Origin of the sequence: Streptomyces sp. NBC_00104 (genome assembly GCF_045160825.1) — a bacterium.
In the GTDB taxonomy this organism is placed as follows: domain Bacteria; phylum Actinomycetota; class Actinomycetes; order Streptomycetales; family Streptomycetaceae; genus Streptomyces.
In genome coordinates this window covers 1010450-1037171 of sequence record NZ_CP108215.1, presented here as the reverse complement: position 1 = coordinate 1037171, position 26722 = coordinate 1010450, and the positions used below count along the sequence as shown (strand labels likewise).

General features: G+C 70.9%; 28 protein-coding genes and 2 pseudogenes. 21 read left to right on the top strand and 9 right to left on the bottom strand.

Features of this window, described 5'->3' with window-relative positions; translation table 11 throughout:
- Positions 1–215 precede the first annotated feature (215 nt).
- The 7 genes and pseudogenes from OG272_RS04405 (at position 216) to OG272_RS04375 (ending at position 5241) form a co-directional block, all read left to right on the top strand.
- Entirely contained in the window at positions 216–761 is a 546-nt protein-coding gene (locus OG272_RS04405) for a MarR family winged helix-turn-helix transcriptional regulator (RefSeq protein WP_327731120.1), read from the top strand.
- A 456-nt stretch (positions 762–1217) separates the two neighbouring features.
- Positions 1218–1631, top strand: a pseudogene (locus tag OG272_RS04400) (alpha/beta hydrolase fold domain-containing protein); the annotation flags it as partial.
- A 31-nt stretch (positions 1632–1662) separates the two neighbouring features.
- Positions 1663–1980 (top strand): enoyl-CoA hydratase/isomerase family protein, encoded by a 318-nt coding sequence (locus OG272_RS04395; RefSeq protein WP_405895982.1) that lies wholly within the window; start codon positions 1663–1665, stop codon positions 1978–1980.
- A 323-nt stretch (positions 1981–2303) separates the two neighbouring features.
- Complete coding sequence (locus OG272_RS04390) at positions 2304–3119, top strand: oxidoreductase (RefSeq protein ID WP_327731121.1); 816 nt, start codon at positions 2304–2306, stop codon at positions 3117–3119.
- Positions 3120–3178: 59 nt separating this feature from the next.
- Positions 3179–3370: a hypothetical protein gene (locus OG272_RS04385; protein ID WP_327731122.1), complete on the top strand. Its 192-nt coding sequence runs from the start codon at positions 3179–3181 to the stop codon at positions 3368–3370.
- Between the two features lie 143 nt (positions 3371–3513).
- Positions 3514–4596, top strand: coding sequence for a hypothetical protein (locus OG272_RS04380; RefSeq protein ID WP_328222374.1), 1083 nt, complete (start codon positions 3514–3516; stop codon positions 4594–4596).
- 52 nt (positions 4597–4648) lie between these two features.
- Positions 4649–5241, top strand: a pseudogene (locus tag OG272_RS04375) (TetR/AcrR family transcriptional regulator).
- 351 nt (positions 5242–5592) lie between these two features.
- Here OG272_RS04375 and OG272_RS04370 read toward each other — a convergent pair.
- From OG272_RS04370 to OG272_RS04360, 3 genes are all read right to left on the bottom strand, one after another.
- Positions 5593–6276 carry a phosphatase PAP2 family protein gene (locus OG272_RS04370; RefSeq protein WP_405892593.1) on the bottom strand — a complete coding sequence of 228 codons (684 nt, stop codon included), beginning with the start codon at positions 6274–6276 and terminating at the stop codon, positions 5593–5595.
- Positions 6277–6410: 134 nt separating this feature from the next.
- On the bottom strand, positions 6411–7352 hold the full coding sequence (locus OG272_RS04365; RefSeq protein ID WP_326584886.1) for a M56 family metallopeptidase: 942 nt from the start codon (positions 7350–7352) through the stop codon (positions 6411–6413).
- A 238-nt stretch (positions 7353–7590) separates the two neighbouring features.
- Positions 7591–8145, bottom strand: coding sequence for a DUF5134 domain-containing protein (locus tag OG272_RS04360; protein ID WP_327731126.1), 555 nt, complete (start codon positions 8143–8145; stop codon positions 7591–7593).
- A 210-nt stretch (positions 8146–8355) separates the two neighbouring features.
- Here OG272_RS04360 and OG272_RS04355 point away from each other — a divergent pair, with 210 nt between their 5' ends.
- Positions 8356–9996, top strand: a complete 1641-nt coding sequence (locus OG272_RS04355) for an FUSC family protein (protein WP_405892591.1) — start codon at positions 8356–8358, stop codon at positions 9994–9996.
- Positions 9993–10538 carry a MarR family transcriptional regulator gene (locus OG272_RS04350; protein ID WP_327731128.1) on the top strand — a complete coding sequence of 182 codons (546 nt, stop codon included), beginning with the start codon at positions 9993–9995 and terminating at the stop codon, positions 10536–10538. Before OG272_RS04355 ends, OG272_RS04350 begins: the two co-directional genes overlap by 4 nt.
- On the opposite strand, the gene OG272_RS04345 is transcribed toward OG272_RS04350, so the two are convergent.
- Both OG272_RS04345 and OG272_RS04340 read right to left on the bottom strand, forming a co-directional pair.
- Positions 10535–10900, bottom strand: a complete 366-nt coding sequence (locus tag OG272_RS04345; RefSeq protein WP_405896143.1) for a hypothetical protein — start codon at positions 10898–10900, stop codon at positions 10535–10537. The two genes, OG272_RS04350 and OG272_RS04345, sit on opposite strands and share 4 nt — an antisense overlap.
- Before the next feature lie 98 nt (positions 10901–10998).
- Positions 10999–11391 (bottom strand): VOC family protein, encoded by a 393-nt coding sequence (locus OG272_RS04340; RefSeq protein WP_327731129.1) that lies wholly within the window; start codon positions 11389–11391, stop codon positions 10999–11001.
- 145 nt (positions 11392–11536) lie between these two features.
- Between OG272_RS04340 and OG272_RS04335 the strand changes: the two genes are divergently transcribed.
- Complete coding sequence (locus tag OG272_RS04335) at positions 11537–12076, top strand: GNAT family N-acetyltransferase (protein ID WP_326584891.1); 540 nt, start codon at positions 11537–11539, stop codon at positions 12074–12076.
- A gap of 42 nt (positions 12077–12118) precedes the next feature.
- Here the strand turns inward: OG272_RS04335 and OG272_RS04330 are convergent, their stop codons facing one another.
- A complete protein-coding gene (locus OG272_RS04330) occupies positions 12119–12802 on the bottom strand; it encodes a glycerophosphodiester phosphodiesterase family protein (RefSeq protein ID WP_326584892.1) in 684 nt (227 codons plus the stop codon).
- A gap of 414 nt (positions 12803–13216) precedes the next feature.
- Here OG272_RS04330 and OG272_RS04325 point away from each other — a divergent pair, with 414 nt between their 5' ends.
- The 5 genes from OG272_RS04325 (at position 13217) to OG272_RS04305 (ending at position 17601) form a co-directional block, all read left to right on the top strand.
- On the top strand, positions 13217–14614 hold the full coding sequence (locus OG272_RS04325; protein ID WP_405892588.1) for a DUF6421 family protein: 1398 nt from the start codon (positions 13217–13219) through the stop codon (positions 14612–14614).
- Between the two features lie 47 nt (positions 14615–14661).
- Complete coding sequence (locus OG272_RS04320; RefSeq protein WP_326584894.1) at positions 14662–15414, top strand: SDR family NAD(P)-dependent oxidoreductase; 753 nt, start codon at positions 14662–14664, stop codon at positions 15412–15414.
- Entirely contained in the window at positions 15411–16481 is a 1071-nt protein-coding gene (locus OG272_RS04315) for a low specificity L-threonine aldolase (RefSeq protein WP_327731131.1), read from the top strand. The genes OG272_RS04320 and OG272_RS04315 overlap by 4 nt, the downstream gene beginning before the upstream one ends.
- Before the next feature lie 72 nt (positions 16482–16553).
- Positions 16554–17147 (top strand): transglutaminase family protein, encoded by a 594-nt coding sequence (locus OG272_RS04310; RefSeq protein WP_328222366.1) that lies wholly within the window; start codon positions 16554–16556, stop codon positions 17145–17147.
- 100 nt (positions 17148–17247) lie between these two features.
- Positions 17248–17601 (top strand): hypothetical protein, encoded by a 354-nt coding sequence (locus OG272_RS04305; RefSeq protein WP_327731133.1) that lies wholly within the window; start codon positions 17248–17250, stop codon positions 17599–17601.
- A 21-nt stretch (positions 17602–17622) separates the two neighbouring features.
- Here the strand turns inward: OG272_RS04305 and OG272_RS04300 are convergent, their stop codons facing one another.
- Both OG272_RS04300 and OG272_RS04295 read right to left on the bottom strand, forming a co-directional pair.
- Entirely contained in the window at positions 17623–18351 is a 729-nt protein-coding gene (locus OG272_RS04300; protein ID WP_326584898.1) for a lysophospholipid acyltransferase family protein, read from the bottom strand.
- A gap of 186 nt (positions 18352–18537) precedes the next feature.
- Positions 18538–18954: a DUF4395 domain-containing protein gene (locus OG272_RS04295; protein ID WP_327731134.1), complete on the bottom strand. Its 417-nt coding sequence runs from the start codon at positions 18952–18954 to the stop codon at positions 18538–18540.
- A gap of 75 nt (positions 18955–19029) precedes the next feature.
- Between OG272_RS04295 and OG272_RS04290 the strand changes: the two genes are divergently transcribed.
- From OG272_RS04290 to OG272_RS04275, 4 genes are all read left to right on the top strand, one after another.
- Entirely contained in the window at positions 19030–19443 is a 414-nt protein-coding gene (locus tag OG272_RS04290; protein ID WP_327731135.1) for a thioredoxin family protein, read from the top strand.
- A 227-nt stretch (positions 19444–19670) separates the two neighbouring features.
- Entirely contained in the window at positions 19671–20180 is a 510-nt protein-coding gene (locus OG272_RS04285) for a flavin reductase family protein (protein ID WP_326584901.1), read from the top strand.
- 204 nt (positions 20181–20384) lie between these two features.
- On the top strand, positions 20385–21170 hold the full coding sequence (locus OG272_RS04280; protein ID WP_327731136.1) for an electron transfer flavoprotein subunit beta/FixA family protein: 786 nt from the start codon (positions 20385–20387) through the stop codon (positions 21168–21170).
- Between the two features lie 103 nt (positions 21171–21273).
- Positions 21274–22236, top strand: a complete 963-nt coding sequence (locus tag OG272_RS04275) for an electron transfer flavoprotein subunit alpha/FixB family protein (RefSeq protein WP_326574322.1) — start codon at positions 21274–21276, stop codon at positions 22234–22236.
- 66 nt (positions 22237–22302) lie between these two features.
- Here the strand turns inward: OG272_RS04275 and OG272_RS04270 are convergent, their stop codons facing one another.
- Positions 22303–23208 carry an endonuclease/exonuclease/phosphatase family protein gene (locus OG272_RS04270; RefSeq protein WP_328222364.1) on the bottom strand — a complete coding sequence of 302 codons (906 nt, stop codon included), beginning with the start codon at positions 23206–23208 and terminating at the stop codon, positions 22303–22305.
- A gap of 190 nt (positions 23209–23398) precedes the next feature.
- On the opposite strand from OG272_RS04270, the gene OG272_RS04265 reads away from it, so the two are divergent.
- Together OG272_RS04265 and OG272_RS04260 are read left to right on the top strand one after the other, a co-directional pair.
- Positions 23399–24703 carry a DUF6986 family protein gene (locus tag OG272_RS04265; protein WP_405892583.1) on the top strand — a complete coding sequence of 435 codons (1305 nt, stop codon included), beginning with the start codon at positions 23399–23401 and terminating at the stop codon, positions 24701–24703.
- Between the two features lie 124 nt (positions 24704–24827).
- Positions 24828–26690, top strand: a complete 1863-nt coding sequence (locus OG272_RS04260; protein WP_327731139.1) for a serine/threonine-protein kinase — start codon at positions 24828–24830, stop codon at positions 26688–26690.
- Positions 26691–26722 lie beyond the last annotated feature (32 nt).

Below are 26722 nucleotides of genomic sequence, written 5' to 3'. Positions count from 1 at the left end.
TGTCCCCTGACAGACCCAGGGGACAAAACAGGACGACTACTGCTCAGAGCATGTAATCAATGCTTTGACTAATTGGGGACCGTACCCCCGTCGGCATCTCTGGGGAAGCCCTCGACCGAAGGATTTTCTACGGTCCGGGAACCTGGACGGGGTGCCGACGCATGCCCTGCTTCCCGAGTGCGGTCCCATGAAGCCGTCCGACCTAGACTCCGACTGTGACCCAGGAACCGGAACCGCTGGACGCCGACCACCTGCACTTCTGGTCGTTCATCGACCACGCCGTCGAGCGGGCCTCGCGGGAACTCCCCGGCATCGACCCGCTCGCCATGCGGCTGGTGCTCACCCTCCACCGCGCGGCCAACATGCTCGTCTACGACCTCGAATCCGCCGTACACAGGCCTCGCGGCTGGTCGTGGCCCGGCTTCCGAGTGCTGTTCGCCATCTGGCTGTCGGGCCCGGTCGAGGCGAAGAAGGTCGCGGAACTGTCCGGCATGAGCCGAGCCGCCGTGTCGGCGCTGGTGAACACACTGGAACGGGACGGCCTGGTGAGCAAGGAGCGCGCCTCCTACGACGGGCGTGCGGTCCAGCTCGGCCTCACCGAGGCCGGCGTGCAGGCGATCACCACTGCCTTCCAGGCGCACAACGCACGTGAACAGGAGTGGGCGGGCGCCCTCAGTGAGGACGAGCGGCAGACCCTCATCGAGTTGCTCGGCAAGCTGACCGCGCACTCCGCGCACTTCGACGTCCGGCATCGGACCTAGGGTTTTCCCGACAACGAGCCCATGGCAGACGTCCTCCCTGGCGGACGGCGACTGCTTCGCCGCCCGAGCCGCCTACTCGAGCCGACCGCACGTGCGCCACGGGCGCTCCAAACCGTCGGCCGGCGGGGCCGCACACCTTCTCCGCGTCGCCCGTATGCGGCTCAGTGCTGAGCCGGGTGGGGTGGCCGGGCGTCGTTTATGGTGGGGAAAGGGTGCGCCTCGACGATGTGCCTCATGACGATGGTGAAGGTCGGTTTCCGTACACCCGGCAGTCTGGTCAGCTGCCCTTCGTGAAGCTTCCGCTAGTCGGCGAGGTCGGCGGCCACGCTGTGCACAAGGCAGTCGGTATCGCCGCAGCGGCGTTGCGCTTGTGGAACCTCGGGGATTGCGGCGACGGCCTCGTCGAATGCCGCCGACGTCGACTCGTCCTCCCGCGTCGCATCGGTCCGGCGTCTCGTGGCCGACCGTGCAAGCGGCTCGTCGACCAGGTCGCTGCGGGCTCGGGCGGTGGCGTCGCACTCGGCCGCGTCCGGTCAGCCCCTTCGATGTCGACTGGGGCCGGACCATCCCGCGCCCGCCGCGGTCGAGGACGCCTACGCCGGACTGTGTGGACTGGCCGAGCGCGCGGGCGACCTGAACATCGACATCGATCGCATCGCGATCGGCGGCGCCAGCGCCGGCGGCGGAATCGCCGCCGCCCTCGCGCTGCTCGCCCACGACCGGGCCGAGATCCGGCCGGTGTTCCAACTGCTCCTCTACCCCATGCTGGACGACCGCACGACGACGAGAACCGACCTGGACACCCTCAAGGTGCGCGTCTGGACGCCCAAGAGCAACCGGTACGGCTGGTCGTCCTACCTCGGCGACGCCGTCGCGGGCCCGGACGTCTCCCCGTACGCCGCTGCGGCCCGCCGCGAGGATCTCACCGGTCGGACGGACCCGGGGCGGCGGGGACGAACTGGCCCTGGCCTGCGATCTGCGCTACGCCAGCCGCGAGCACGCGGTGTTCGGCCGGCCCGAGGTCGGCGGCGGGATTCTTCCCGGCGGCGGGGGCACGGAACACCTGTCCCGACTCATCGGACGGGATCGGGCACTCGAAGCCATCCTCAGCAGCGATGACTACGACGCCGACACGGCGGAACGCTACGGATGGGTGACCCGCGCCGTCGCCGACGCCGAGCTGGACGGCTTCGTGGACGGTATGGCAACCCGTCCATGACCTGCCCAGGGTCCAGGCATTCCTGCCCCGGTTCGAGAAGCTCGCTGCCGAAAAGGGTCCCGAAGAGCTGGAACTCCGCTTGGGCCACTACCTCGGCGTCGCACGTCAGGAGAGCCGGTGAACACCGACTGCGACGACCCGTTCCGGACCAGCGGATGACGCCTCCGGGCTCACCTCCAGCGCCACGATCACGCCCCACGTTTCCGGACCTTTCTCAGATCTTCTCGGAGCTCCGGGCCTGACCACTTGCCATCGACCGACGACCACCCTATGGTCGTATGAACGTAAGACTTACGAACGTAATTCAAATAAAGGGGACCGTGATGGCGGCAACTCGGCCGGTGGCACTCGTGACAGGCGCTTCATCGGGGGTCGGCAAGGAGGCGGCCCGCACCTTCGCCGCGGCGGGCTTCGAGGTGATCGGAACCGCTCGCAACACCGCGCGAGTCACCGCGCCCGCCGGGGTGACCTACCTCGACCTCGACGTGACCAGCGACGAATCGGTCGCCTCCGTGGTCAAGCAGGTGATCGGCCGGTTCGGGCGCATCGACGTCCTGGTCAACAATGCCGGCGTCGGCGCCAACGGCGCGGCCGAGGAGTTCTCCGTAGCCCGGACGCAGGAGGTCTTCGACGTCAACGTCTACGGCGTCATGCGGATGACCAAGGCGGTTCTGCCGCACATGCGCACTCAACGGCGCGGACGCGTCATCAACGTCTCCTCCCTCAGCGGGTTCGTCCCCAGCCCGTTCATGGCCATCTACACCTCGACCAAGCACGCGGTCGAGGGCTACTCCGGGTCGCTGGACCACGAGGTCCGCGAGCACGGCGTCCGGATCCTGCTCGTCGAGCCCGGCCCGATCAACACCCCGTTCGGGGACCACAGCATGCAGGGCGACACCCCGTTGGCGCTCTACGCGTCGGGACGGCGCACCTTCGACGAGGTGCTGGCGAAGAACCTCAGCGGCGGTGACGATCCCGCCGTCGTGGCCAAGGTGATCGTCGCGGCGGCCACCGACCGGAACCCGAAACTGCGGCGCACCGCCGGCTCGACGGCCGCAGGCATCAGCGTGTTCCACCGCGTCCTTCCGCCCCGGATCTTCGACCGCATCGTCCGCAGGTTCAACCGGATGCCGAACTGACGCCCACCTTTCGCGTGCCCGAACCCGTCCGAAAGTGACGGCGCGTCTCCGACGGGGTGATGGCGGATGCGGTGAAGGACGGCGACGGCCCCACCTCGCCAAGGCGATCGTCACCGGCGGCCACCGACGAGAAGCCGAAGCCGCGCTACACCGCCGGCCCGCCGGCCTCGCGCGTCACCACGGCGCGCCGCCTCGTCCCCGCCGGAACGTTCGACCAGCGGATCCGCAAGAACAACCGCCTGCCCGGCTGACATCCCGGTCCGGCGACGTCCCGGTCCGGCTCCAAGGGTGCCGCTGCAGACCGAATGTCCCCCGACATCCCTCCCGACATCCCTGATGTCCCCAAAGCCCCTGACCCATCGATCAGTCACTCGCTGATGTACCGAGGAGAGTCATGCAGCAGCAACACCAGCAAACGGTCCGGCGCGGTGCGTCGAGCGCACGGCGTTTCCTGGAGAGGAACGTGGGCATCGCGCTGGCGGTCACCGCGACGGCGACCGTCCTGGTCTCGGCGCCGTCCGCGTCCGCAGGGACGGGACACTGGTATCGCGGCCCCATTGTCACCGACGTAACGACCGCGGCGACGTTCGACTACGCCGCCGGCGAGATCCCCGAGAACATCACCGTCAACCCCGACGGCTCGGTGACCCTGTCCCTGCTCGGCAGTTGCGCGGTGTGCGAGCGCACCCATGGGCCGCAGCTGATGCGTATTTCCCCGTCCGGAGAGCGCACGGTGCTCGTCACCGGGCAGGTGGGCGAGGCGATCAGCGGCAACACCCGTGGCAGTGACGGCACCGTCTACTACAGCGTGTGGGCCCCGGGCAACGCGGCCAGGAACGGCGTGTACGAGCTGCTTGTGGACGGTACCCCTCAGCGCATCGCCGCTCTGCCCGCCGACTCGGGCCCCAACGGGCTGGCCATCGACTCGGCCGGACACACCCTCTACATCGCCGACAGCCTGAAGGGCACCATCTGGTCCGTTCCCGTCTCGGGCGGATCGGTGACTCCGTGGCTGACCGATGCCGCTCTGGCGCCGGTGCCGACCGAGGCCCTGCCGATCGGCGCCAACGGGCTCAGGTTCCACAACGGCGCTCTGTGGGTCAGCAACTTCAACAAGGGCACCCTGCTGCGGGTACCGGTCACCGCCACCGGCTCGGCCGGTCCCATCCGCCTCGTCGCGGGCGGCCTGCCCAACATCGACGATCTCAGCTTCCTGACCCCCCGCTCCGATGTGGTCTTCGCGGCGCAGAACGGCTCCTCCTCGCAGAACGGTCCGGACAGGGTCGTGGTGATCTACCCGAACGGCACCTACAAGCCCGTCCTGACCAGCGCGGACGGTCTCGCCTCACCCTCCGCGACCGCGGTCCGCGGCGACCGGCTGTACATCACCGACGGCGGCGTCCCCGAGCCCCACGACCCGAAACTGCAGACCGCGAGGATCAACTTCGCCGCTCCCCTCGCAGGCGCGGCACACTGACCTGACCAGGGCGGCAGCCGGGGCGCAAGCCCCGGCTGCCATGGAGGAACACATGGCGCGGTATTACACGAAAGAACACAAACAGGAGACAAGGCAGCGGATCATCGCGACGGCCGGCCGCCGGCTCAAGCAGGACGGCATCGACGGCTCCGGAGTCGCGACCCTCATGAAGGACGCGGCCTCACCAACGGCACCTTCTACGCCTACTTCGCGTCCAAGGACGAACTCGTCGCCACCGCGGTCGCCGACCAGATGCGCGCACAGCACGCGAACATCGTCGCGCGGGCGGCGCCCGGCCGTGCCGGACTCGAACAGCTGGTGCGCTGGTACTTCTCCACCGAGCAGCGCGACAACATCGAGGACGGCTGCCCCAATGCCGCCCTGCTCGACGAGATCGCACGCTCCACGGATCCCACCAGGCAGGCATACACCGAGGGCGCGCTGGTCCTCATCGACGGCTTCGCCGCCCGCCTGGCACCCCACGATCCGCCGTCGGCGCGTCTGAAGTCACTCAGCCTCCTCGGCATGCTGGCCGGGACTCTGCAACTCTCCCGTGCCCTGACCGATCAGCAGCTCGCCGACGAGCTTCTCGAACAGGGCATCCGCACCGCCCTGGCACTGCTGGATGCCGAGCAGCACGGCTGATCGCTTCAGTCGGTGGCCTGTTTTCCATGTCGGGGACATTGACATCGATGATCCCGGCCCGGCGGGATGCCGGCGAAGATCACGCCGGTCGGGATCTGCCACACCGATGGCCGGGCCCGCCACGGCGGCCGGCCCGAGTACGAGACCGAGCAGCGTCTCACCCAGCCCATCGACACCGACCCCGGCGTCACGCCCTACCGCCGTCACGCCCTACCCGGCCGAAACCACCCGCCGCATCTGGGTGGTCCACACCTTCAACGCCATTCCGCTACGCCCGGCCTGACCATCCATCGACGCACAGGACCCCTTTGATCGTCATGCCGTCGATCCTTCGTGCCCGCCCGGACCCGGTCAAGTGCGCGTCGGGGCAAGCCACTTCTCGTACGTCAGCATCGCCAGCGCGATCGTCAGACCGCCCAGGAGCCAGCCGGCCACGACGTCCGACGCCCAGTGCACGCCCAGCCAGATCCGGGTCGCGCCGACACCCACGACGGAGACGGCGGCCACCGCCAGGGCCGTCCGTATGAGGACCGGGCCGGCGCCGTACCGGTGCAGGAGCCACACCAGCAGCCCGAGGACGACCGTGGCCGTCATGGCGTGGCCCGACGGGTACGCGGCGTAGTGGGCGGAGTCGACGGGGTCGGGCCACGCCGGCCGCTCCCGGCCGACGGCCGCCTTCAACGCCTGCTGCATCGCCGTACCCACCGCGCAGGTGACCGCCAGCCAGAGGGCGAGCCACCATTCCCTGTGGCGCCACACCAGCCAGACGGCGGCGGCCGCGGCCAGCAGACGCATCGTCACCGGGTCCCAGACCCAGTCCGTCAGGATGCGGAACGCGTGGGTGACGCCCCGTTCGTCGACGGCCCATCCGTGGGTGGTGTTCGCGATGCTCTCGTCCAGCGACATGAGCGGCTCCCAGGAGAGCGCGACCAGGACGAGCAGCAGGACGGAGGGCGCCGCGAAGGCCGCGGCGACGCGGGCGGTGCGGGTGGTCGACGGCCGGTGGGGCGGCGAGTCGACGGTGGGGGTGTGCATACAGCGATCCTGGCCGACTCGCGGGGCCTCAGGCCAACCCCGGGGCGTGAGATCACTGTCACGCGCCGCGACCGGAGCAAAGTCGTCGCGTCGTGCGTTGTCCTTGGGCTGAGCTTTGTGCCTTCTTTGCCATGTCACGACCTACCGAGTGCCCGCAACGCCGGGACGAAAGCCACCAACACCGGCACGACCGGAACCAGGGCGGCGCACGCGGTCAGCCGCAGCCGCCGCGCCGGAGTGAGGCGTTCCGGGGGAGCGAGCAACCGGTGGACCCGCTGCGGCACATGATCCTCGGGGGTCGGGCAGGGCCCGAACACACCCCGGTCCTCGTTGAGGCCGACGAGCGCGAGGGCGATGGTGAGGCGGCCGTGGCGGCGGGAGGCCGTGTCGTCGGCGGCGAGTTCGACCAGCCGGTGCATCTCGTCGCGGAACGCGGCGAACACCGGCACCCGGGGAAACCCGCCCGCCAGCGCCGCCGAACAGTGCAGCAGCCAGTGGTGCCTCGCCCGCGCGTGCCCCTGCTCATGGGCCACCACCGCGTCCACCTGCCGCCCCTCCAGTCGGCGCAACGCGGCCGTGGTGATGACCAGTCGAGGTGTGGGACCGGGCAGCCACCAGGCGTCCGGCCGCTCGCCCTCGACCACCACCAGCCGCTCGCCCTCCGGCTTCTCGCCGGGCAACAGCGGGGCGCGCAGGCGGAGTTCGGCGTGGCGTCGATGGTGCTGCCGCTGGGCCCGGACGACCTCGCGGACCAGCATCGCCCCGGTCCACAGTCCGCCGCACGCGAGTGCCACGGCGGTGGCCACGGCCCAGGGGCCCCCGCCGCCCAGCGCGTACGCCTCCACGACCCCGTCCGGCGCGGGCGCGAACATCCGCCCGCGCACCACCGTCCAGGCGGCGGCCGCGCTCAGCGCCATCGACAGCGCGCAGCACAGGAGCACGGCCGCGACCGCGCACTGCCACACCCACAGGGCGACCACAGGTTCACGGTCCGGCCAGTCGGCGCGGGCCAGCAGCCGCGGGGCGACGACGGCGGTCAGGGCGCCGAGCAGCAACAACGCCGCGGGGACCATCATGAGGCGCAGCCTATGAGCGGGCCGGTGCACGGCGACACGGGCCGAGCCACCGAAGTGACGCACCCCACCCTCACGTACAACCCACGGCCGGACGAACCGCTGTTCACAGCTGACAGCTCACACCTCACAGCTGACAGCTGACAGCTGACAGCTGACAGCTGACAGCTGACAGCTGACAGCTGACAGCTCACAGCTCACAGCTCACGGTTCACGGCTGGTGGCACACCCGTCCGGCCGCTCAGACCGTCAGCAGCATCGCCAGCATCCCGATGCCCATGGACAGCCGGCAGGCCCGCGCCAGCTCCGGCCGGTCGCCCCACCCCGTAGCCCCGGCGACCGGAACCCGCGCCCCCGTCGTGGCCGGTACGGGCATGAGCCGGACGCCCGCCCACACTACATAGCCGGCGAAGTACACCAGCAGCACGCCGGTCACCAGGGGGAGGCCCGCGCCGCCGTGGCCACCGCCCGGCGAGGCGACCATCACCGCGGCCATGTAGACCATCGCGAGGGCGCCCACCAAGTGGTGCAGATGGTGCGCGCTCGTGCGGGCCGACCACAGCGCGCGCACCGCCGCCGCGCCGAACACGACCGCGTAGGCGAGCCAGGCCCAGCGCGGCGGCGCGACGGCCGCGGCGGGCACGGCCATCACGGCCATGCCGAACCCCATCAGCGCCTCGCCGCCCGCGGCCAGGCGCTGCTCCTCGACGGCGCTGCGCATCCGCAGCAGGCAGTAGCCCCCGGTCACCGCGCACAGCGCGACCAGCAGCCAGCCGGCCGAAACCGGTCCGTGCACCGCGCACCTCCCCGTTCGACGACGTCGGTCAGTGCTGAGAGTGAGCTCGGACAGTCGGTCAGGGCATGCCCGGGCCCGATGGCGCGCATACGAGCGCAAGGGTGTACGCGGGGGAGCGTGCGGGAGTGCGCCACGGAGACGAGCCCACGGAGACGAGTGCCACAGTCGCGCAATGTATTTCACGAATAAAACACCAGCTAAGGTTATGGAATGCGCAGCGTCAGACCTCCCCGTGCCCGCCGCCTTCCGCTCTCCGGTGTCCTCCGGGCGAACCGCCCCTCCGAGATCTGGTTCAAGCCCGCACTCAGCGTCGTCGCGGCGACCGCCCCGCCGAACCTGACGCTGCTGGCCCTCCACCGCCTGGACCTGGCGGTGTACACGATGGCCGGGTCCCTGTGCGCGCTCTACGCCCACAACCGCCCCTACGCCGCCCGCGCCCGGACCCTTGCCCGGGTGGTGCTCGGCATGGTCGCCGGCCTGGCGGTCGCCCTGGTCGCCGCCGCGCTCACCCCGAACGCGGTGGTGCTGGTCACCGTGGGCGCGCTCCTCGCCGCCGCGCAGAAGGCGCTCTGTGACGCGAGCCGGATCGGGCCGCCCGCCAACGTGATCTTCACCTTCGTCACCTCGGCGGCCCTCTTCCTGCCCCAGACCCTCGCCCAGGTCCCCGGCCACCTCGCCGCGTCCGCAGTCGCGGGCGCCTGGGCCTGGCTCGTCTGCATGGTCCCCGGCCTCCTGCGCCCGCACGGGCCGGAGCGCCGTGCCACCGCCCAGGCCCTGAACGCGGTGGCCGCCCACATCGAGGCGGCACACGCGCGCCAGCCGGGGTCCCGCGCCGTCGCCGCGACCGCCGTGCACGCCGCCTGGCAGACACTGCTCACCGCCGGCGCTCGCACCGAACCCCGACGGGCCCTCGAAGCGCTCCTGGTCCGCGCCGATGTCGCGCTCGCCGCGCCCGCCGACGCCGACCCCGGCCGACTGCGGGCCCGGGCCCGCGAACTGCGCGGTGCCGGACCCCTCCCACGAGCCACCGCCCCGGCGGAGGCGGCCGGCGAACTGCTCGACGTCGAGTCTGAACTCGCGGGCGGGCGCGCCCCGTTGTGGAGCAGGCTCGGCCCGCTCACCCCCCTCGCCGTCCGCACCGCCGTCGGCTGCGCCCTCGCCGGGTACGCCTCCCTCGCGATCGGCGTCGGCCGTCCCTACTGGGCCCTGGTCACCGCCGCCTCGCTCTACCAGGCGAACCTCACCCTCACCTGGAGCCGGGGCGTCCAGCGTGTCGTCGGCAACCTCGCCGGGGTGCTGGCCTTCGCCGCCCTGGTCCCGCTCGCCCACCTCGGCCCGACGGCGCTCGTCCTGTGCTGCCTCGCCCTCGGCTTCGGCGCCGAGGCCCTGATCGGCCGCAACTACTGGCTCGGCAGCATCTGCGTCACCCCGATGGCCCTGCTCGTCACCGAGTTCGTCCGCTACGGCAACCCCGGTGAGCTGATCGCCGACCGGCTCCTGGACACCCTCGTCGGCGCCCTGGTCGGCTTCCTCGCGGCGGTCGCCGTCACCAACCGGCGCGCCGGGGACCGCGTCGCCCACGCCCTCGCCGCCGTGGAGCGCGCCCGCGCGCACACGGTCCGCACGGCCGCCGACCCGGACGCCGCGCCCGGCGCACTGCGTGCCGCCCGCCGTGCCCTCTCCGCCGCCCTCGTCGAACTGCGTGCCGTCACCGACGCAGCGAGCGGCGAATGGTGGCAACGCGCCTGGCCGTCGGAGCGGGTGACACACGTCGAGCAGGCCGGACACCGTACGCTCGCCGCGACGGTACGACAGCACGGGTTCCAGGCATCGGAGGGCGCACGGGCATGACGGCAGGCAACGGGCGGGCAGCGGGGAGCGGCGCGGCTCTGGGGGACACGGTGGCCAAGGTGGTGCGCCAGTGGCACACGGTGCACCCCGGTCTCGACACCGCCCCGATGGAGATCATCGGCCGGGTCAACCGCTGCGCCGCGCTCCTGCAACAGGCCGAGGACGCGCCCCTGCGGCACGCCGGGCTCACGCGCCCCGAGTTCGACGTCCTCGGCACCCTGCGGCGCACCGGCCACGAGCTGACCCCCAGTGAGATCGCCCGGGAGACCTTCGCCTCCGGCGCCGCCGTCACCAAACGCCTCAAGGTGCTCACCGAGCGCGGACTCGTCGAGCGACGCGGCGACTCCCGTGACCGCCGCGTCGCCCACGTCCGCCTCACCGACACCGGCCGCGACCTCGTGGACGGCGTCATGCCGGAACAACTGGCCTACGAGAAGGCCGTACTCTCCGGCGTCGACACCGACGACCGCCGCGAACTAGCCGTACTGCTCGGTGAGTTGCTCATCCAGTTGGAAGGCCGCCTGGGGCTGCCGCGCGCCTAGGACACGTCGTCGCGAGGCGGACGGGAACGCGAGGCGGACGGGAAGGGGACGACGGCCCCAGCTGGGGCCGTCGTACGCGGGTCGCGGATCTCGACCCAGCGGGCCTGCACCCGTTCCGTTCCGTTCCGGGGGATGACGGGCTCACGCAGGAAGTCGTGCGGGAAGCCCAGGTCGGGCGCGCCGGGGCGACCGAGCAGCCGGGCCAGGGACACCGCGCCGGGCGCCGGCCGAACAGCTCGGTGCAGAACCGCTTCGCCGCCCCCAGGTCGCCGGTCCCCAGCTCGGTCCAGCAGGGCCCACCGGTCGCCGGTCCCCCGCTCGGTCCAGCAGGGCCCACCGGTCACCGGCTCGTCGAGCTTCATGGTGTTCCTTCCGGACGGGGATCGGGAGGAATCGGGGACGGGAACCCCTTCCAGCACGCTATGCCCGAGCCCCTGCCCGGCCACCGGGGTGCGACGCGTCAGATGCCCGGCCGGTACCGCAGCGGATGGTCCGCCGGGATCTCCACCAGCACGATCTCCGTGCCGTCCGGGTCGGCGATCCACATCTCGATGAGCCCCCACGGCTCCCGCACCGGCGGCCGCCGCACCTCCACCCCGGCCGCCAGCAGCTCCTCGTGAGCCGCCGCCACGTCCGCCACCTGCAACCACAGCTTCAGCGCGGGCGACGGCGGGGTCTCCGAGCGGCCCGCGACCTCCAGGAAACCGCCGCCGAGGAAGTACACGACGCCCCGGTGGTCGCCCGTACCGAACTCTCGGTAGACGGGGAGTCCAAGCTTCTCGCCGTAGAAGGCGCGGGAACGCTCGGGGTCGGTGGGGCGGAGAAGGGTGCGGCTGCTCAGTACGTGGATCATGTGTCGAGCGTAGGCGTCGGAGACGCGGTGTTTCGGGTGCGGGTGAGTGGGGCCGCTCGCGCGGTTCCCCGCGTCCGTTTCGGGGCGCGGCTGCGGTTACCCTCGTGCGTGTTCGAGCCGCACAGACGCCCGTCAGGAGCAGCCCATGGAGACCGCCGCCACCGGCCTGACCTTCCGTGACGCGGGCGACGGTGACGTGGACGTCCTCGTCGCGCTGATCGAGTCGGCGTACCGCGGGGACTCCAGCCGGGTCGGGTGGACCACGGAGGCGGACATCCTCGAAGGGCAGCGGACCGACCCGGAGGGCGTCCTGGCGGTCATCAAGTCGCCCGACAGCCGGCTGCTCGCCATCGAGCGGGACGGCGTGGTCGTCGCCTGCTGCCAGCTCGAACACCGCGGTGACCACGCCTACTTCGGGATGTTCGCGGTGAGCCCGGACCTCCAGGGCGCCGGTCTCGGCAAGGTGATCATCGCCGAGGCCGAGCGGATCGTGCGCGAGGCCTGGGGCGCCCGGCAGATGCACATGACCGTGATCTCCGTACGCGACGACCTCATCGCCTGGTACGAGCGCCGCGGCTACCGCCGTACGGGACGGATGACCCCGTTCCCGTACGGCGACGAGCGCTTCGGCATCCCGCGGCGCGCGGGCCTGAGGTTCGAGCTGCTGGTCAAGGAACTCGTCTGAGACCTGGGCCTGTCCGGCGGAGCACGCCGCGGGCGCGGGGTCCTATGCCGTGAAGCGTCCCGTGCGTTTGATGTCCGGGTAGTCGGTCGTGGCGCCGTCCAGCTGGAGCGCGCGGACCAGGCGCAGGTGGTCCTGGGTGTTCACCACCCAGCCGATGATCCGCAGGTTCGCCTTGCGGGCCTTCTCGACGACCTCCAGCGTCAGCCGCCGGATGTTCAGCACGAGCGTGGCGGCGCCGACCGCCACCGCCCGGTCCACGACATCGGGGCCGTAGCGGCTGGCGACGAGCGCGGTGCGTACGCCGGGCACGAGCCGGGCGATCTCGGCGACCGCCTCGTCGTGGAACGACAGCACCTCGACCCGTCCCACCAGGTCACGCCGGTGCATGACCTCGGCGAGGGAGCGAGCCGCCGCCGTGTCCTTGATCTCGGCCTGGAGCGGTGCCCGTACCGCGTCCAGGACCTCCTCGAAGGTGGGGACGCGCTCGCCGCGGCCCGCGTCCAGGGCGCGCAGTTCGGCGAGGGTCTTGTCGGAGATCGGGCCCGTGCCGTCCGTCGTCCGGTCCACATCCGCGTCGTGCATGACGACGAGCGCGCCGTCCTTGCTCAGATGCAGATCGAGTTCGATGACGTCGAGGCCCGCGCGGTCGGCGGCCATGAACGAACGGAGGGTGTTCTCGGGTTCGACACCCATGACTCCGCGGTGACCGATGGTGAGGAAGTTCAAGGTTGACTCGCTTCCGTCGACGGCGGCTCGGCCCGCGTGACCGGGGGAGGGGCGGCACGCGGCTGGGGCGCAGCGTAGTCCTCCAGCCGTGCGATGGATCCGTATGTGCACGAGCCCTTTCGGGTCGTGTCATGCCGTGCCACGTCGCAGGACAGGACCGTTTCCGCGCCTGCCCCGTACCGACCGGGTCATCCGTGAGTGGGCGAGTCCGGTGCGCGTTGACCCCGGAGGCCTCCACGCGGGGAGCGAGGCGCACGAATTGTGATCTATGACGCGTGTGACAGGAGATTCAGCGGTTAGGTAGAGGGGGTGGCGGGAGGATTTCCGGCAGGACCGGTCAAGATCGGTCTTGCGGTGGGGAACCTCCGCTACGTACGGTGTCCTTACGAAAGTTTATCCCGTGGAGGATGGGTCATGACGGAAATTCTTGTGCAGATGGGCGCGGAGGACGTTGTTCCTTCGGTCGACAGGGTGGTGGAACACCCGGCCTGGCCCGTGCTCAAGGATGCCGTGGAGCGGATCCGGCCATGGCAGTCCAAGGACGGCTCGATCGACTTCGACGCCGAGGACGCCCCCGATCCGGCCGAGGCCGCGCTGGCGGTGCAGGGCGTCATCGGGGCCGTCGAGGCCCTGTCCCCGCTGCTGCCGCACGACGCCGCCTATCACGAGGCGCTCGTCAAGGACCTGCGGCGCTGGGCCGACGACGGTTTCGAGGTGCCCGACTTCCTCGACTCGCTGCTGGCCTTCCAGCCCGCCGCGAGCCGCGCGGACGGCCTCCAGCACCTGGTCGTGTTCCCGATGTACACGCAGAACGGCAACCCCGACCGCAACCTCGAAGCGGTCGTGCTGCGCATGGTCTGGCCGGAGTGGCTGGCCGAGCTGGAGCGCACCCGCTACGACAACCCGCTGTTCTGCGGCATCACCTTCGAGGACTTCACCGCCGGTTACGACACCAACTCGGCCGTCCTCTTCCCGGAGACCATCGCCGTGCGCGAGGCCCCGGCCCGCTTCTCCTGGGGTGGCATCTTCTGCGACCGCGAGGCCGCCCGGTTCCGCCGTGTCACCGACTCCGCCGTCGACATCCTCGGCCTCGACCTGCCCGAGGACGTCGCCGCGATGGTCCACGACCAGAAGCGCTGCGAGGAGGCCTTCGTCCTGTGGGACATGGTCCACGACCGCACCCACAGCCACGGCGACCTGCCCTTCGACCCCTTCATGATCAAGCAGCGGCAGCCGTTCTGGATGTACGGCCTGGAAGAGCTGCGCTGCGACCTCACGGCCTTCAGGGAGGCCGTCAAGCTGGAGGCCGACGGCGTCCCGCAGGCCCGTGACGTGCAGTACGCGGTCCTCTTCGACCGTATGTTCCGCTTCCCGGTCACCGGCGAGCGGGTCCGCAACTACGACGGCCTCGGCGGCCAGCTCCTCTTCGCCTACCTGCACAAGCACGACGTCGTCCGCTGGACCGACAACAAGCTGTACATCGACTGGCAGCGTGCCCCGCAGGTCACCAACCAGCTCTGCGCCGACATCGAGCAGCTCTACCGCGACGGCATCGACCGCCCGAAGCTCGTCCACTGGTTCGCCGGGTACGAGCTGGTCGCGACGTACCTCGCCCCGCACCCGGGATCCCGCTGGGCCAAGGGCCCGGACGCCCTGGATCTGACGCAGCCGCCGCGAAAACTCGTCGACGACGTGCTTCCGGACGAGTTTCCGCTCAGCATGTTCTATGAGGCGCTCGCCAAGAAGCTGAAGACAGTGATCGCCTCCACCAAGGGCATCACCGCGGCGAACGCCGAGCGGGTCGCCGCGTGAGCGCCGGATTCGCGGACGTCACAGACGCTGCTCAGGAGGCGAAGACCATGCAGAACGGCAACGGTGCACTGAGTGGCGCGGTGATCGCGGTGGCCGGCGCGGGGGGACCCGCCGGCCGGGCGGCCCTGCTGCGGCTGGCCGAAGCGGGCGCGATCGTCGTCGGCTCCGACAACGACCCCGAGCGGCTCTCCGAGGCCGTGGACGCGGCCCGCTACGCGCACGGCGGCGCCACCGTCGTGGGCGACACGGTCGACCTCCTCGACCTGCAGTCGACCCGGGACTGGGCCACCCGCATCGAGAAGGACTTCGGGCGCGTCGACGGCCTCGTCCACCTCGTCGGCGGCTGGCGCGGCAGTGAGACCTTCACCAGGACCAGCCTCGACGACTGGGACTTCCTGGAGATGCTGCTCATCCGCACCGTGCAGCACACCTCCCTCGCCTTCCACGAGGCCCTGCAGCGCAGCGAGCGCGGCCGGTACGTCCTGATCAGCGCGGCCGGCGCCAGCAAGCCCACCGCGGGCAACGCCGCCTACGCCGCCGCCAAGGCCGCCGCCGAGGCGTGGACGCTGGCCACGGCCGACTACTTCCGCAAGGCGGGCGGCCCGGACGGGCCGACCTCCGCGGCTGCCATCCTGGTCGTGAAGGCGTTGGTGCACGACGCGATGCGCGCCGACCGACCCAACGCGAAGTTCGCGGGCTTCACCGACGTCAAGGAACTGGCCGAGGCCATCGTCGGTGTCTGGGAGAAGTCCGCCGCCGAAGTGAACGGGAACCGTCTGTGGCTGACCGACAAGCCGTGAACCCTCCGAAGACCGACGCCCGACGCCATCACGACCCGGAGATCCGCGGCTTCGCCAGCGACAACTACGCGGGGGTCCATCCCGAGGTGCTCGCCGCCCTGGCCCTGGCCAACGGCGGGCACCAGGTCGCGTACGGCGAGGACGAGTACACCGAGAACCTCCAGCGGATCGTCCGCAGCCACTTCGGCGCCACCGCCGAGGCGTTTCCCGTCTTCAACGGCACCGGCGCCAACGTGGTCGCGCTCCAGGCGGTCACCGACCGCTGGGGCGCGGTGATCTGCGCCGAGAGCGCGCACATCCACGTAGACGAGTGCGGGGCGCCGGAACGGATCGGCGGGCTGAAGCTGCTCACGGTGCCCACGCCCGACGGCAAGCTCACACCCGAGCTGATCGACCGGCAGGCGTACGGCTGGGACGACGAGCACCGCGCGATGCCGCAGGTCGTCTCGATCACCCAGAGCACCGAACTCGGCACCCTCTACACGCCCGAGGAGATCCGCGCGATCTGCGAGCACGCCCACGCGCACGGCATGAAGGTGCACCTGGACGGCTCCCGGATAGCCAACGCCGCCGCCTCCCTGAACGTCCCGATGCGGACGTTCACCAACGCGGTCGGCGTCGACCTGCTCTCCCTGGGCGGCACCAAGAACGGCGCGATGTTCGGCGAGGCGGTCGTCGTCATCAACCAGGACGCCGTCCGTCATATGAAGCACCTGCGCAAGCTGTCCATGCAGCTCGCCTCCAAGATGCGCTTCGTGTCGGTGCAGTTGGAGGCCCTGCTGTCGAAGAACCTCTGGCTGCGCAACGCCCGCCACTCCAACGAGATGGCCCGGCGGCTCGCCGACGGCGTCCGCGCCGTCCACGGCGTGGAGATCCTCCACCCGGTGCAGGCCAACGCCGTCTTCGCCCGCCTCCCGCACGACGTGAGCGAACGCCTCCAGAAGCGCTACCGCTTCTACTTCTGGGACGAGGCGGCCGGCGACGTCCGCTGGATGTGCTCCTTCGACACCACGGAGGAGGATGTGGACGGGTTCGTGGCGGCGCTCAAGGAGGAGATGGCACGCTGAGTACTGCATAGATATACGGTCACTCGAAAAGTAATTGACTCTCGGGTGATCGTATTTCTATGCTCTCCAGGCATGGAGCTGATCCAGCAGAACCCTGACCTTTCCGCCTATTTGGTTGCTGACGAGGCCATAGACCATCACCATCCACGCGTACGACAGACGGCCGCACATCTCGCCAGGGGAGTGGCGGACTCGTATGGCTATGCGCGAGCGGCGTACGAGTTCGTGCGCGACACCATTCCCCACTCGGCCGACTCGGGCGATCCGCGCGTCACCTGGCGCGCCTCCGACGTCCTGGAACAGCAGACGGGCATCTGCTACGCCAAGGCGCACGCGCTCACCGCGCTGCTGCGCGCGGAGGACATCCCGACCGCGCTCTGCTACCAGCGGTTGGCGCACGACGACGGCGACGGACATGCCGTCCACGGCCTGGTCGCCGTGCGCTTCAACGGGGACTGGCACCGCCAGGACCCCCGCGGCAACAAGCCGGGAGTGAACGCCGAGTTCTCGCTGGAGGGCGAGGAGTTGGCCTGGGTGCCGGACCCCGACGCGGACGAGCTGGACTACCCGGTTCTCTACGCCGCACCGCATCCGGCGGTCCTCGACACGCTCAAGGCCGCCGCCGACCGGCCGCACCTCTGGCGAACGCTCCCCACGGAACTCTGAAACCCCTGCTGAGGCCTATGCCGCTGCCTGTGACGCTCCTGTTGCCGGAGGTGTGGCTTCCGCCATAGGCGCCGCCGAGTCGAAGTGATCGACTCGGCGGATGCGTGCAGCGGGGCGGGTCCAGCGGTTCCTGGTGAGGTCGGAGCGGCATCAGCGCGCGGACATCGGCGCGGCCGTGGTGCTGGGCGCTGTGGACCTCGTCGTCATCGGCTGGGTCCTGATACTCGGCACGGAGGGCGTCTTCACCGAGGACTGGCTGCCGTATCCGGGGATGACGGCCCCGGACGGGGAGACGTACCAGCAGGACTCCGTGGCCTTCCTCTACCGGTTGGCGGTCGGAGGTGTCGGTCTCGCCCTGGTCTGCCGGCTGTGGCTCACCGCCGTGGTGCACCTGGTCGTGCTCAACTTCGGGGCGGGCTTCATCGGTTCCCTGTCCACGTACTGGAACCCCTGAAGCCCGCCCCGGTCGAGCGCGTCAGCGTGCCTCGGCCTCGCGGACCTGCTCCGGGGTCGGGGCCGTGCCGCCGAGGTGGGCGGGCATCCACCAGGTGTCGTCCGGGCCCTTGGGTCGGACGGGGTAGGCGCGCTGGGCGGCCTCCAGCAACTCCTGCACACGCTCACGGAGCTGGCGGGTGATGGCGCCCGCGTACTTGTCCTTGGAGGCCTCTATCGCTTCGCCGACCCGGATGGTGATCGGGATGTGGCTGCGCTTGAAGTTGCGCGGGTGGCCCTTGGTCCACAGCCGCTGCGTGCCCCACACGGCCATCGGGATCAGCGGGACGCCCGCCTCCTGGGCCAGCCGGGCCGCGCCCGACTTGAAGCTCTTCAGGGTGAACGACTGCGAGATGGTGGCCTCGGGGAAGACGCCGATGATCTCGCCGGAGCGCAGCGAGTCCAGTGCGTGCGCGTAGGCGGCCTCACCCTGCTTGCGGTCCACCGGGATGTGCCGCATGTTGCGCATCAGCGGACCGGAGACCTTGTGCCGGAACACCGACTCCTTGGCCATGAAACGCACCAGACGCTTCTGCGGCAGCGCCGCCAGGCCGTCGAAGATGAAGTCCAGGTAGCCGATGTGATTGCTCACCAGCACGGCGCCGCCCGAGCGCGGGATGTTCTCCGACCCCTTGCAGTCGATCTTCAGGTCCCATGCCTTGAACAGGGTGCGGGCGAGACCGATCGCGGGGCGGTAGACAAGCTCTGCCATGGGCGGAGTGGACCCTTCTCTCTGCCTGGGAAGGGGTCTCCCGGCGGGAAGTTACGCAGCCGTAGGTTTACGGCATCTCGCAGATCGTGCCCCAAGAACGTGCGAGTAGCCAGTCCTGGTGCCGGGCGTCGGCGAGATTCTCGTCACGTCGGTCACGCGATCGACTGCCGGACGTTCACCCGTCCTTTACTCCGTGCGTACGGTGACCCGCCGGACGAGCAGGTACATCTCGCACCCCAGGCAGTACCCGAACACCGCGTTCAGGAAGGCCGCCGCGAGTGCCGCGCCGGTCGACGCCAGTCCCAGCCACTCGGGCCCCACCGTGAGACCGACCAGGCCGACCGCCGCGAAGACCAGCCCGACCGCCTGCGCGAACCGCGGCGGCTCCGGCGCCTCGAACTCCGTGGGCGGCCCGATCCGGGGCCGCACCAGCGTGCGGAAGGCCCGGCCGTACGGCGAGTTCGCCACCCCGCTCGCCGCGCCCAGCGCGAACGCGAACGTCTGCCAGGCCAGCAGCCAGGCGCTGCCGGTGATCAGCACGACCGCCAGCACCACGGTCGTCACGGCCGCCCCGAAGCGCGGTCCCCTCACATCGATGTCCATGGGTCAAGCATTCCGCAGGCCAATCTCCCTGGGGACCCGGGAATCTTTGCAGTCTCGTGAACGCTGAAGCACGCTGTGACCGGACTTGTGGTGTGTGGGCTGGTGCTCGCGGCGGCGAGCGCGTACGGAGTGCTGCATCAGCGGCGGAGCGGGAGAGTCAGGGTGCGCGGGCGGGACGGCGACAAGCGGGTCGGCGCGGCGGAGTTGGGGGAGGGACTCGGTGAACGGGCCACGCTCGTCCAGTTCTCCAGCGCCTTCTGCGCCCCCTGCCGGGCGACCCGCAGGGTGCTCGCCGAAGTGGCCGAAATGGTGCCCGGCGTCGCCCATGTGGAGATCGACGCCGAGAAACACCTCGATCTCGTGCGGCGGCTCGACATCCTCAAGACGCCGACCGTGCTCGTGCTCGACGCGGACGGCCGGATCGTCCGCAGGGCAACCGGACAGCCGCGTCGGGCGGATGTGATCGCCGCTCTCGGTGAGGCCGTGTGAAGCCGCACTCCGGGACGCGCTTGACTGTAGGCCTCGCCTCTCGTCAGCCTGACCGTATGCCCCGAGAACTCCTTCTCTTCGAGCGTGGCGCCATGCCGAGGTCGTTCCTGTTCCGCACGGCGAGTGCGCGCTGTCCGGGAACCTGAGCAACCACGGACCATCCCCCACTCTCGACTTCGCTCGAGCGGGCGGTGCCCCCATGCCGACTCCAGCAGAAGGACAGTTCCATGACGGCCACTTCCGGCCTCGGTTCGCCCCGGCTCGCCTCCCCCGAACTCCTGCGCTCCGTCTTCAGGCGCCACGCCGCCGGCGTCGCCGTGATCACCGCACAGGACGGCACCGGCCCGGTCGGCTTCACCGCCACCTCGCTCACCTCGGTCTCCGCCGAGCCCCCGCTGCTCTCGTTCGGTATCGGAACCGGCGCCTCCAGCTGGCCGGTGATCTCCGAGGCGGAACACATCGGCGTGCACATACTCGGGGAGCATCAGCGGGAGCTGGCGGCCACCTTCGCCCGCAGCGGCGCCGACCGGTTCGGGGCGCCCACCGGATGGCGTAGCGGCCCGGAGGGAGTTCCCGTCCTCGACGACGTGCTCGCCTGGCTGGTCTGCCGGGTGGTGGCACGCGTTCCGGCGGGCGAGCATCGGATCGTCCTCGCCGAGGTGGTCATGGGCGATCCGTCGGGCGCCGGGCGGCCGCTCTTGTACCACCAGGGCCGCTTCAACGGTCTGCGAGACTGATTCCCGCACGATTACGCAGGGTTGCCTAACTCACAGTTCAAAGCGGTTGCTTAGCGGGCACGGAATGCGGGAACGTAGGTGTCGTACTGGCGAGTAATATTTCGACCGGAGCGCAGGTCGCCCCGATCGGGATCGGCCGCTTCAGGCGCCTATGCTGCCTGGAAGAAGGCAGCCCAGAAATGACGATGCAGTAGGAGAGCCGGCGTGAGCTTGAGGATCGTTGTCACTGTGAAGTACGTGCCCGACGCCACTGGCGACCGGCACTTCGCCGATGACCTGACCGTCGACCGTGACGACGTGGACGGTCTGCTCTCCGAGCTGGACGAGTACGCGGTGGAGCAGGCGCTGCAGATCGCCGACGAGGCCGACGACGCCGAGATCACCGTGCTGACGGTGGGTCCGGAGGACGCCAAGGACGCGCTGCGCAAGGCGTTGTCGATGGGCGCGGACAAGGCGATCCACGTCGAGGACGACGACCTGCACGGCACCGACGCGATCGGTACGTCGCTGGTGCTGGCGAAGGCGATCGAGAAGGCCGGCTTTGACCTGGTGATCTCCGGTATGGCGTCGACGGACGGCACGATGGGTGTGGTTCCGGCGCTGGTCGCGGAGCGTCTGGGTGTTCCGCAGGTGACGCTGCTGTCCGAGGTGTCCGTCGAGGACGGGGTGGTGAAGGGCCGTCGTGACGGTGACACCGCCTCCGAGCAGCTTGAGGCGTCGCTGCCGGCGGTGGTGTCGGTCACCGACCAGTCGGGTGAGGCGCGTTACCCGTCCTTCAAGGGCATCATGGCGGCGAAGAAGAAGCCGGTGCAGGCCTGGGACCTGTCCGACCTCGACATCGAGGCGGACGAGGTCGGTCTGGAGGGTGCCTGGACGGCTGTCGACTCCGCGGCCGCGCGCCCGGCGCGTACCGCCGGCACGATCGTCAAGGACGAGGGCGAGGGCGGCAAGCAGCTCGCCGAGTTCCTCGCGGGCCAGAAGTTCATCTAAGGCCCTGTGGCCCGCCGCGACCCGTGGGTCCGGCCGAGGCCCGACCCGTCCCCGCCCCGCCCCGCCCCCTTTAGGCCTTCGCAATCCGCAGGAGAGCAATCCCATGGCTGAAGTTCTCGTCTACGTCGACCACGTGGACGGTGCCGTCCGCAAGCCCACCCTGGAGCTGCTGACCCTGGCCCGCCGCATCGGCGAGCCCGTCGCCGTCGCGCTCGGTGCCGGCGCCGCCGGCACGGCCGCCGCCCTCGCCGAGCACGGCGCGACCCGGGTTCTCACCCACGAGGCCGCCGAGTACGCCGACTACCTGGTCGTGCCGAAGGTCGACGCGCTGCAGGCCGCCGTCGAGGCCGTGTCCCCGGCCGCCGTCCTCGTCCCGTCCTCCGCCGAGGGCAAGGAGATCGCCGCCCGTCTGGCGCTGCGCATCGGTTCCGGCATCATCACCGACGCCGTCGACCTGGAGGCCGGTGACTCCGGTCCGGTGGCCACGCAGTCGGTGTTCGCCGCCTCCTTCACCACCAGGACCCGTGTCTCCAAGGGCACCCCGGTCATCACCGTCAAGCCCAACTCCGCCGCCGTGGAGGCCGCCCCGGCCGCCGGTACGGTCGAGGCGCTGGCCGTGACGTTCGGTGCGCTGGCCACCGGCACCAAGGTCACCGCGCGTACCCCGCGCGAGTCGACCGGGCGCCCGGAGCTGACGGAGGCCGCGATCGTGGTCTCCGGCGGCCGTGGCGTCAACGGCACCGAGAACTTCGGACTCATCGAGGCCCTCGCCGACTCCCTCGGCGCCGCCGTCGGCGCCTCCCGCGCCGCGGTGGACGCGGGCTGGTACCCGCACACCAACCAGGTCGGCCAGACCGGCAAGAGTGTCTCCCCGCAGCTGTACATCGCCAACGGCATCTCCGGCGCCATCCAGCACCGCGCCGGCATGCAGACCTCCAAGACGATCGTGGCCGTCAACAAGGACGCCGAGGCCCCCATCTTCGACCTCGTCGACTACGGCGTCGTCGGCGACCTCTTCGACGTCGTCCCCCAGCTCACCGAGGAGATCAACACCCGCAAGGGCTGACCCTCCTGAGTCGTCCGAGGCCCCCGCGACCGCCCGAACCCAAGGAACGGTCGCGGGGGCCTCGGCTCATCCCAGAGTCAGTGAGGCCTGCATCGGCAGATGGTCGCTCGGGAACATCCCGTCCATCGAGAAGGTGTTCATCGCCGCCCAGTGCGTGGTCACCCCGGGCGAGGTCAGGATCCAGTCGATGCGCCGGCCATCGGGCTCGGGCGCCCGGTAGCCGTGGTAGGTCCCGTACGCCGGGCCGCGGGAGCCGGCCGCGTCCCAGGCGTCCACGAGGCCGTGGTCCAGCATCAGGTCGTACACCCGGTTGTCGTGGGCGGCCGCGTTGAAGTCGCCGGTGACGATGACCGGCGACGACCGGTCCCATCCGGCGATCGTCTCGCCGATGAGCCCCGCGGAGCGCTCCCGGGCGTACTGGCTGACGCTGTCCAGATGGGTGTTGAGGACGTAGAACTCCCGCCCTCCGTCGGCGAGATCGGCGAAGCGGACCCAGGTGACCATGCGCAGCCAGTCCGCGCCCCAGGTGTTGGAGGCGATCGCGTACGGGGTGCCGGACAGCCAGAAGTGATCGAACTCGATCGGGTCGAGTCTGCGGGTGTCGTAGAAGATCGCCATGAACTCGTCCTTGCTGCCGCCCCCTCGGCCGGTGCCGATCCAGTCGTAGTGCCCGCCGAGATCCTTCTCGATCATGCGCAGCTGCTGGTACAGCCCCTCCTGGGTGCCGATGACATGCGGTCGCTCGCGGCGCAGCAGTTCCCGCATCACCGGCCGACGCACGGCCCAGCGCGGTGTCTTGTCGACGACGGTCGCGAAGCGCACATTGAACGTCATCACGTTCAGGGCCCCCGCGTGCTCACCGGCGGACGCCGGCTGTGACGCACCCGCTGTGGTCAGCAGCGGCAGGGCGATGGCGGCGGCCGCCGCGGACCTGAGTCCTTGGCGACGCGTCACTCCGACCTCTTTCGACACGCGATCTCCTCCCTTGGGAGTCAGGATGAACCTTGCCCCATGAATACGGAAGAAGAGGGCGGGTCAGCAGTGACCAGGGGGAAAGCATGGGCAATCCCACTTCGAGACAGTATTGACCGGGGTGAAGATCGACGCTTAGCTTCGTTATGCGGATTCTTGATTCCGTACTACGGAAAACGGAGGGTGTGGAATGGGGCAGGGTCGGCAGGAGAACGTGGCGACGAGTCTCGCGGGAGCCGTCAGCGAGGAGATCAGCGCCTCCCTCGCCCCCGTCGACGCGGAGCTGGAGCGCCGCTACCCGGGCGACCCCGGCACCCGCCAGCCCATACACACCGTCTACGTCCCCGGTGACGTCTTCGCCGCCGACACCGTCCGCACCTGGGGCGACCGGGCCCTCGCCGCCCTCGACGAGCACGCCCCCGACGCGGCCTCCTTCGCCGCCGTCCTCGACCTCGGCGACGACCTCGCCGGGCCCGTGTACGACCGCGTCCGCGCCAAGCTGGAGCGCGAGCCGATCGAGGACCTCCGCGTGGACTTCGAGGACGGCTACGGGCCGCGTCCGGACGCCGAGGAGGACGAGGCCGCCGCCCGCGCCGCCCGGCTGATCGCGGAGGCGTACGCCGCAGGCACGGCCGCCCCGTACATGGGCATCCGTATGAAGTGCATGGAGGCACCGGTCCGCGACCGGGGCATCCGCACCCTCGACATCTTCCTCACCGGCCTGCTGGAGGCCGGTGGCCTGCCCGACGGGCTGGTCCTGACCCTGCCCAAGGTGACGTACGCCGAACAGGTCACGGCCATGGTCCGGCTCCTCGAGGCCTTCGAGAAGGCGCGCGGACTCGTACCCGGCCGGCTCGGCTTCGAGATCCAGATCGAGACCAGCCAGGCCATCCTCGCCGCCGACGGCACCGCCACCGTCGCCCGCATGATCGACGCAGCCGAGGGCCGCGCCACCGGCCTGCACTACGGCACCTTCGACTACAGCGCCTGCCTCGGTGTCTCCGCCGCCCACCAGGCCAGCGACCACCCCGCCGCCGACCACGCCAAGGCGATCATGCAGGTCGCCGCGGCGGGCACCGGCGTACGCGTCTCGGACGGCTCCACCAACGTCCTGCCGGTCGGCCCGACCGAGAAGGTCCACGCCGCCTGGCGCCTGCACTACGGCCTGACCCGCCGTGCCCTCGCCCGCGCCTACTACCAGGGCTGGGACATGCACCCCGGCCACATCCCCACCCGCTACGCGGCCGTCTTCGCCTTCTACCGCGAGGGCTACGAACAGGCCGCCGCCCGCCTCTCCCGCTACGCCGGCCGCGTCGGCGGCGACATGATGGACGAGCCCGCGACGGCCAAGGCCCTCAGCGGCTACCTGCTGCGGGGCCTGGACTGCGGCGCCCTCGACCTCGACGAGGTCTCCGGCGCGACCGGTCTGACCCGCGCCGGCCTGGAGGGCTTCGCGGCGCCCCGGCGGGCCGATCCGACGCTCTCCGGCCAGTAGCGGGGTCGGCCGCACGGCGGACGAGTAGCGGTCCTGTGACAGCCGTTGCCGCCGGTCCGGAGCGCCCCTGCCCACGGCTTAGGCTGTACGCCATTCGTCGGTGTGTCACAGGAACGGGGCGCGGGTGTCTTCGGGGGCCAACGAACGGACGGACGGTGCCGGGCGGATCCTCGCCGGGCGGTACCGGGTCGTGGAGCAGCTAGGACGCGGCGGCATGGGCGTCGTCTGGCGGGCCGTGGACGAGGTGCTCCACCGCGAGGTCGCCCTCAAGGAGCTGCGCACCTACACGGACGCGGGCGCGCCCGAACTGGCCGACCTGGGGCTGCGGATGCAGCGCGAGGCACGGGCCGCCGCCCGCGTCCGGCACCCCGGGGTCGTCGCCGTGCACGACGTGGCCGAGGTCGACGGACGCCCGTTGATCGTCATGGAACTGGTCGACGGCCCGTCCCTGGACGACGTCCTGCGCGACCGGGGCCTCCTCGACCCGCGCGAGGCGGCCGCCATCGGAGCCAAGGTGATGGACGCCCTCGGCGCCGCCCACCGCGTCGGCGTCCTGCACCGCGACGTCAAGCCCGGCAACATCCTGCTGGACCGCTCGGGCCGCGTCGTCCTCACCGACTTCGGCATCGCCACCATGGAGGACCCGGGCGACGGCTCCGCGACCCACCTCACCCGCAGCGGCGAACTCGTCGGCTCCCTCGACTACCTGGCCCCCGAACGCGCCCAGGGCAACGACCCCGGCCCCGCCTCCGACATCTGGGCACTCGGCGCCACTCTGTACGCGGCCGTCGAGGGCGCCTCCCCGTTCCGGCGTACGTCGACCTGGTCGACGCTCACCGCGATCGTGGTCGACCCGCTGCCCGAACCCCAGCGGGCCGGACCGCTCGGGCCCGTGCTGCGACTGCTGATGGACAAGCGCCCGGAGCACCGCCCGGACGCCGCTCGGGCCCGCGAACTGCTGGAGGCCGTGGCCTGCGGGGACGGGCTCGACTCCCCGACGGCGGGGCCGGGCGGCGGCCCGGCATCGCGGCCGAGGGCGGAGACCGAGCGAAGCGTCCCGTCGGTGCCGCCGGGGTTCGGACCGCCGACGGCGGGCGCGGGCACCGGCGCCACGGATGCGGGAGCGGGTGCCGGGTTCGGCTCGACAGGACCGACCCCCGGCTTCGGCCCGCCGCAGCCGGTCCCGGGGCCCGGCACAGGGGCCTCGCCGGCGGTCGGCGGATCCGGTGCGGGCGCGCCACAGGCGCCGGTCCCCGCGTCGGGTGCCGTCACCGCCCTGTCCTCGACCGGCGGCAGTCGTCCACGCAAGGGCCGTGCCCTCCTCGCCGCCGTGGCCGTCACCGTGGTGCTCGCCGCCACGGGCGTCACGGTCGCGCTGCTCACCGCGGGCGACGACTCCGAGACGGGCGCCCAGCCCCAGGCCACCGAATCGAGCGGAGGCACTCCCTCCCCGGGCCGCAGCCGGGGCACGGTCGACCTCTCCGACGACTCCGAGGCCGAGGAGAAGGACGACAGCAAGTCCGCGAGCCCCGGCGAGAAGGCCACGCAGGAGGACGACAAGGAGACCGAGGCGTCCGCCTCACCGTCGAAGAACGCGAGCGACGGCACCACCACCGGCGGCGGCACGGGGGGTTCGGACAGCTCGGGCGGCTCCACCAGCGGGGGCACGACCGGCGGGGCCGGCGGAGGCGAGACCCAGGAGGAACCGGTCTGCCACTCGATCGGCGGCGGCAAGTACAACTGCACGGTCTGGACCACCGCCAAGTCCTACACGGCCTCCGGCACCGAGGTCGGCGTCCTCAACCAGGGCACCAACTACTTCTACTGCCAGCAGAACCTGGGCCGCCGCGAGACCTCCGGCGAGTGGACCAACGTCTGGTGGGCCAAGACCGACGACGACAGCGGCAACACGAACGTCTTCGTCAGCGACGTCTACATCCAGGGCGGCGACAACGACGCCCCGGTACCCGGCCTCCCGGTCTGCTAGCTTGACTCTGTCGGGGATCTTGGGGTTGGCGA

Bases quoted from the DNA above. Each gene is read 5' to 3' on its own strand.
- OG272_RS04390 (WP_327731121.1), top strand. From the start codon at position 2,304: ATGGCGGCAACTCGGCCGGTGGCACTCGTGACAGGCGCTTCATCGGGG.
- OG272_RS04385 (WP_327731122.1), top strand. From the start codon at position 3,179: ATGGCGGATGCGGTGAAGGACGGCGACGGCCCCACCTCGCCAAGGCGA.
- OG272_RS04380 (WP_328222374.1), top strand. From the start codon at position 3,514: ATGCAGCAGCAACACCAGCAAACGGTCCGGCGCGGTGCGTCGAGCGCA.
- OG272_RS04370 (WP_405892593.1), bottom strand. From the start codon at position 6,276: ATGCACACCCCCACCGTCGACTCGCCGCCCCACCGGCCGTCGACCACC.
- OG272_RS04365 (WP_326584886.1), bottom strand. From the start codon at position 7,352: ATGATGGTCCCCGCGGCGTTGTTGCTGCTCGGCGCCCTGACCGCCGTC.
- OG272_RS04355 (WP_405892591.1), top strand. From the start codon at position 8,356: ATGCGCAGCGTCAGACCTCCCCGTGCCCGCCGCCTTCCGCTCTCCGGT.
- OG272_RS04350 (WP_327731128.1), top strand. From the start codon at position 9,993: ATGACGGCAGGCAACGGGCGGGCAGCGGGGAGCGGCGCGGCTCTGGGG.
- OG272_RS04345 (WP_405896143.1), bottom strand. From the start codon at position 10,900: ATGAAGCTCGACGAGCCGGTGACCGGTGGGCCCTGCTGGACCGAGCGG.
- OG272_RS04340 (WP_327731129.1), bottom strand. From the start codon at position 11,391: ATGATCCACGTACTGAGCAGCCGCACCCTTCTCCGCCCCACCGACCCC.
- OG272_RS04335 (WP_326584891.1), top strand. From the start codon at position 11,537: ATGGAGACCGCCGCCACCGGCCTGACCTTCCGTGACGCGGGCGACGGT.
- OG272_RS04325 (WP_405892588.1), top strand. From the start codon at position 13,217: ATGACGGAAATTCTTGTGCAGATGGGCGCGGAGGACGTTGTTCCTTCG.
- OG272_RS04320 (WP_326584894.1), top strand. From the start codon at position 14,662: ATGCAGAACGGCAACGGTGCACTGAGTGGCGCGGTGATCGCGGTGGCC.
- OG272_RS04310 (WP_328222366.1), top strand. From the start codon at position 16,554: ATGGAGCTGATCCAGCAGAACCCTGACCTTTCCGCCTATTTGGTTGCT.
- OG272_RS04305 (WP_327731133.1), top strand. From the start codon at position 17,248: ATGCGTGCAGCGGGGCGGGTCCAGCGGTTCCTGGTGAGGTCGGAGCGG.
- OG272_RS04300 (WP_326584898.1), bottom strand. From the start codon at position 18,351: ATGGCAGAGCTTGTCTACCGCCCCGCGATCGGTCTCGCCCGCACCCTG.
- OG272_RS04295 (WP_327731134.1), bottom strand. From the start codon at position 18,954: ATGGACATCGATGTGAGGGGACCGCGCTTCGGGGCGGCCGTGACGACC.
- OG272_RS04285 (WP_326584901.1), top strand. From the start codon at position 19,671: ATGACGGCCACTTCCGGCCTCGGTTCGCCCCGGCTCGCCTCCCCCGAA.
- OG272_RS04275 (WP_326574322.1), top strand. From the start codon at position 21,274: ATGGCTGAAGTTCTCGTCTACGTCGACCACGTGGACGGTGCCGTCCGC.
- OG272_RS04265 (WP_405892583.1), top strand. From the start codon at position 23,399: ATGGGGCAGGGTCGGCAGGAGAACGTGGCGACGAGTCTCGCGGGAGCC.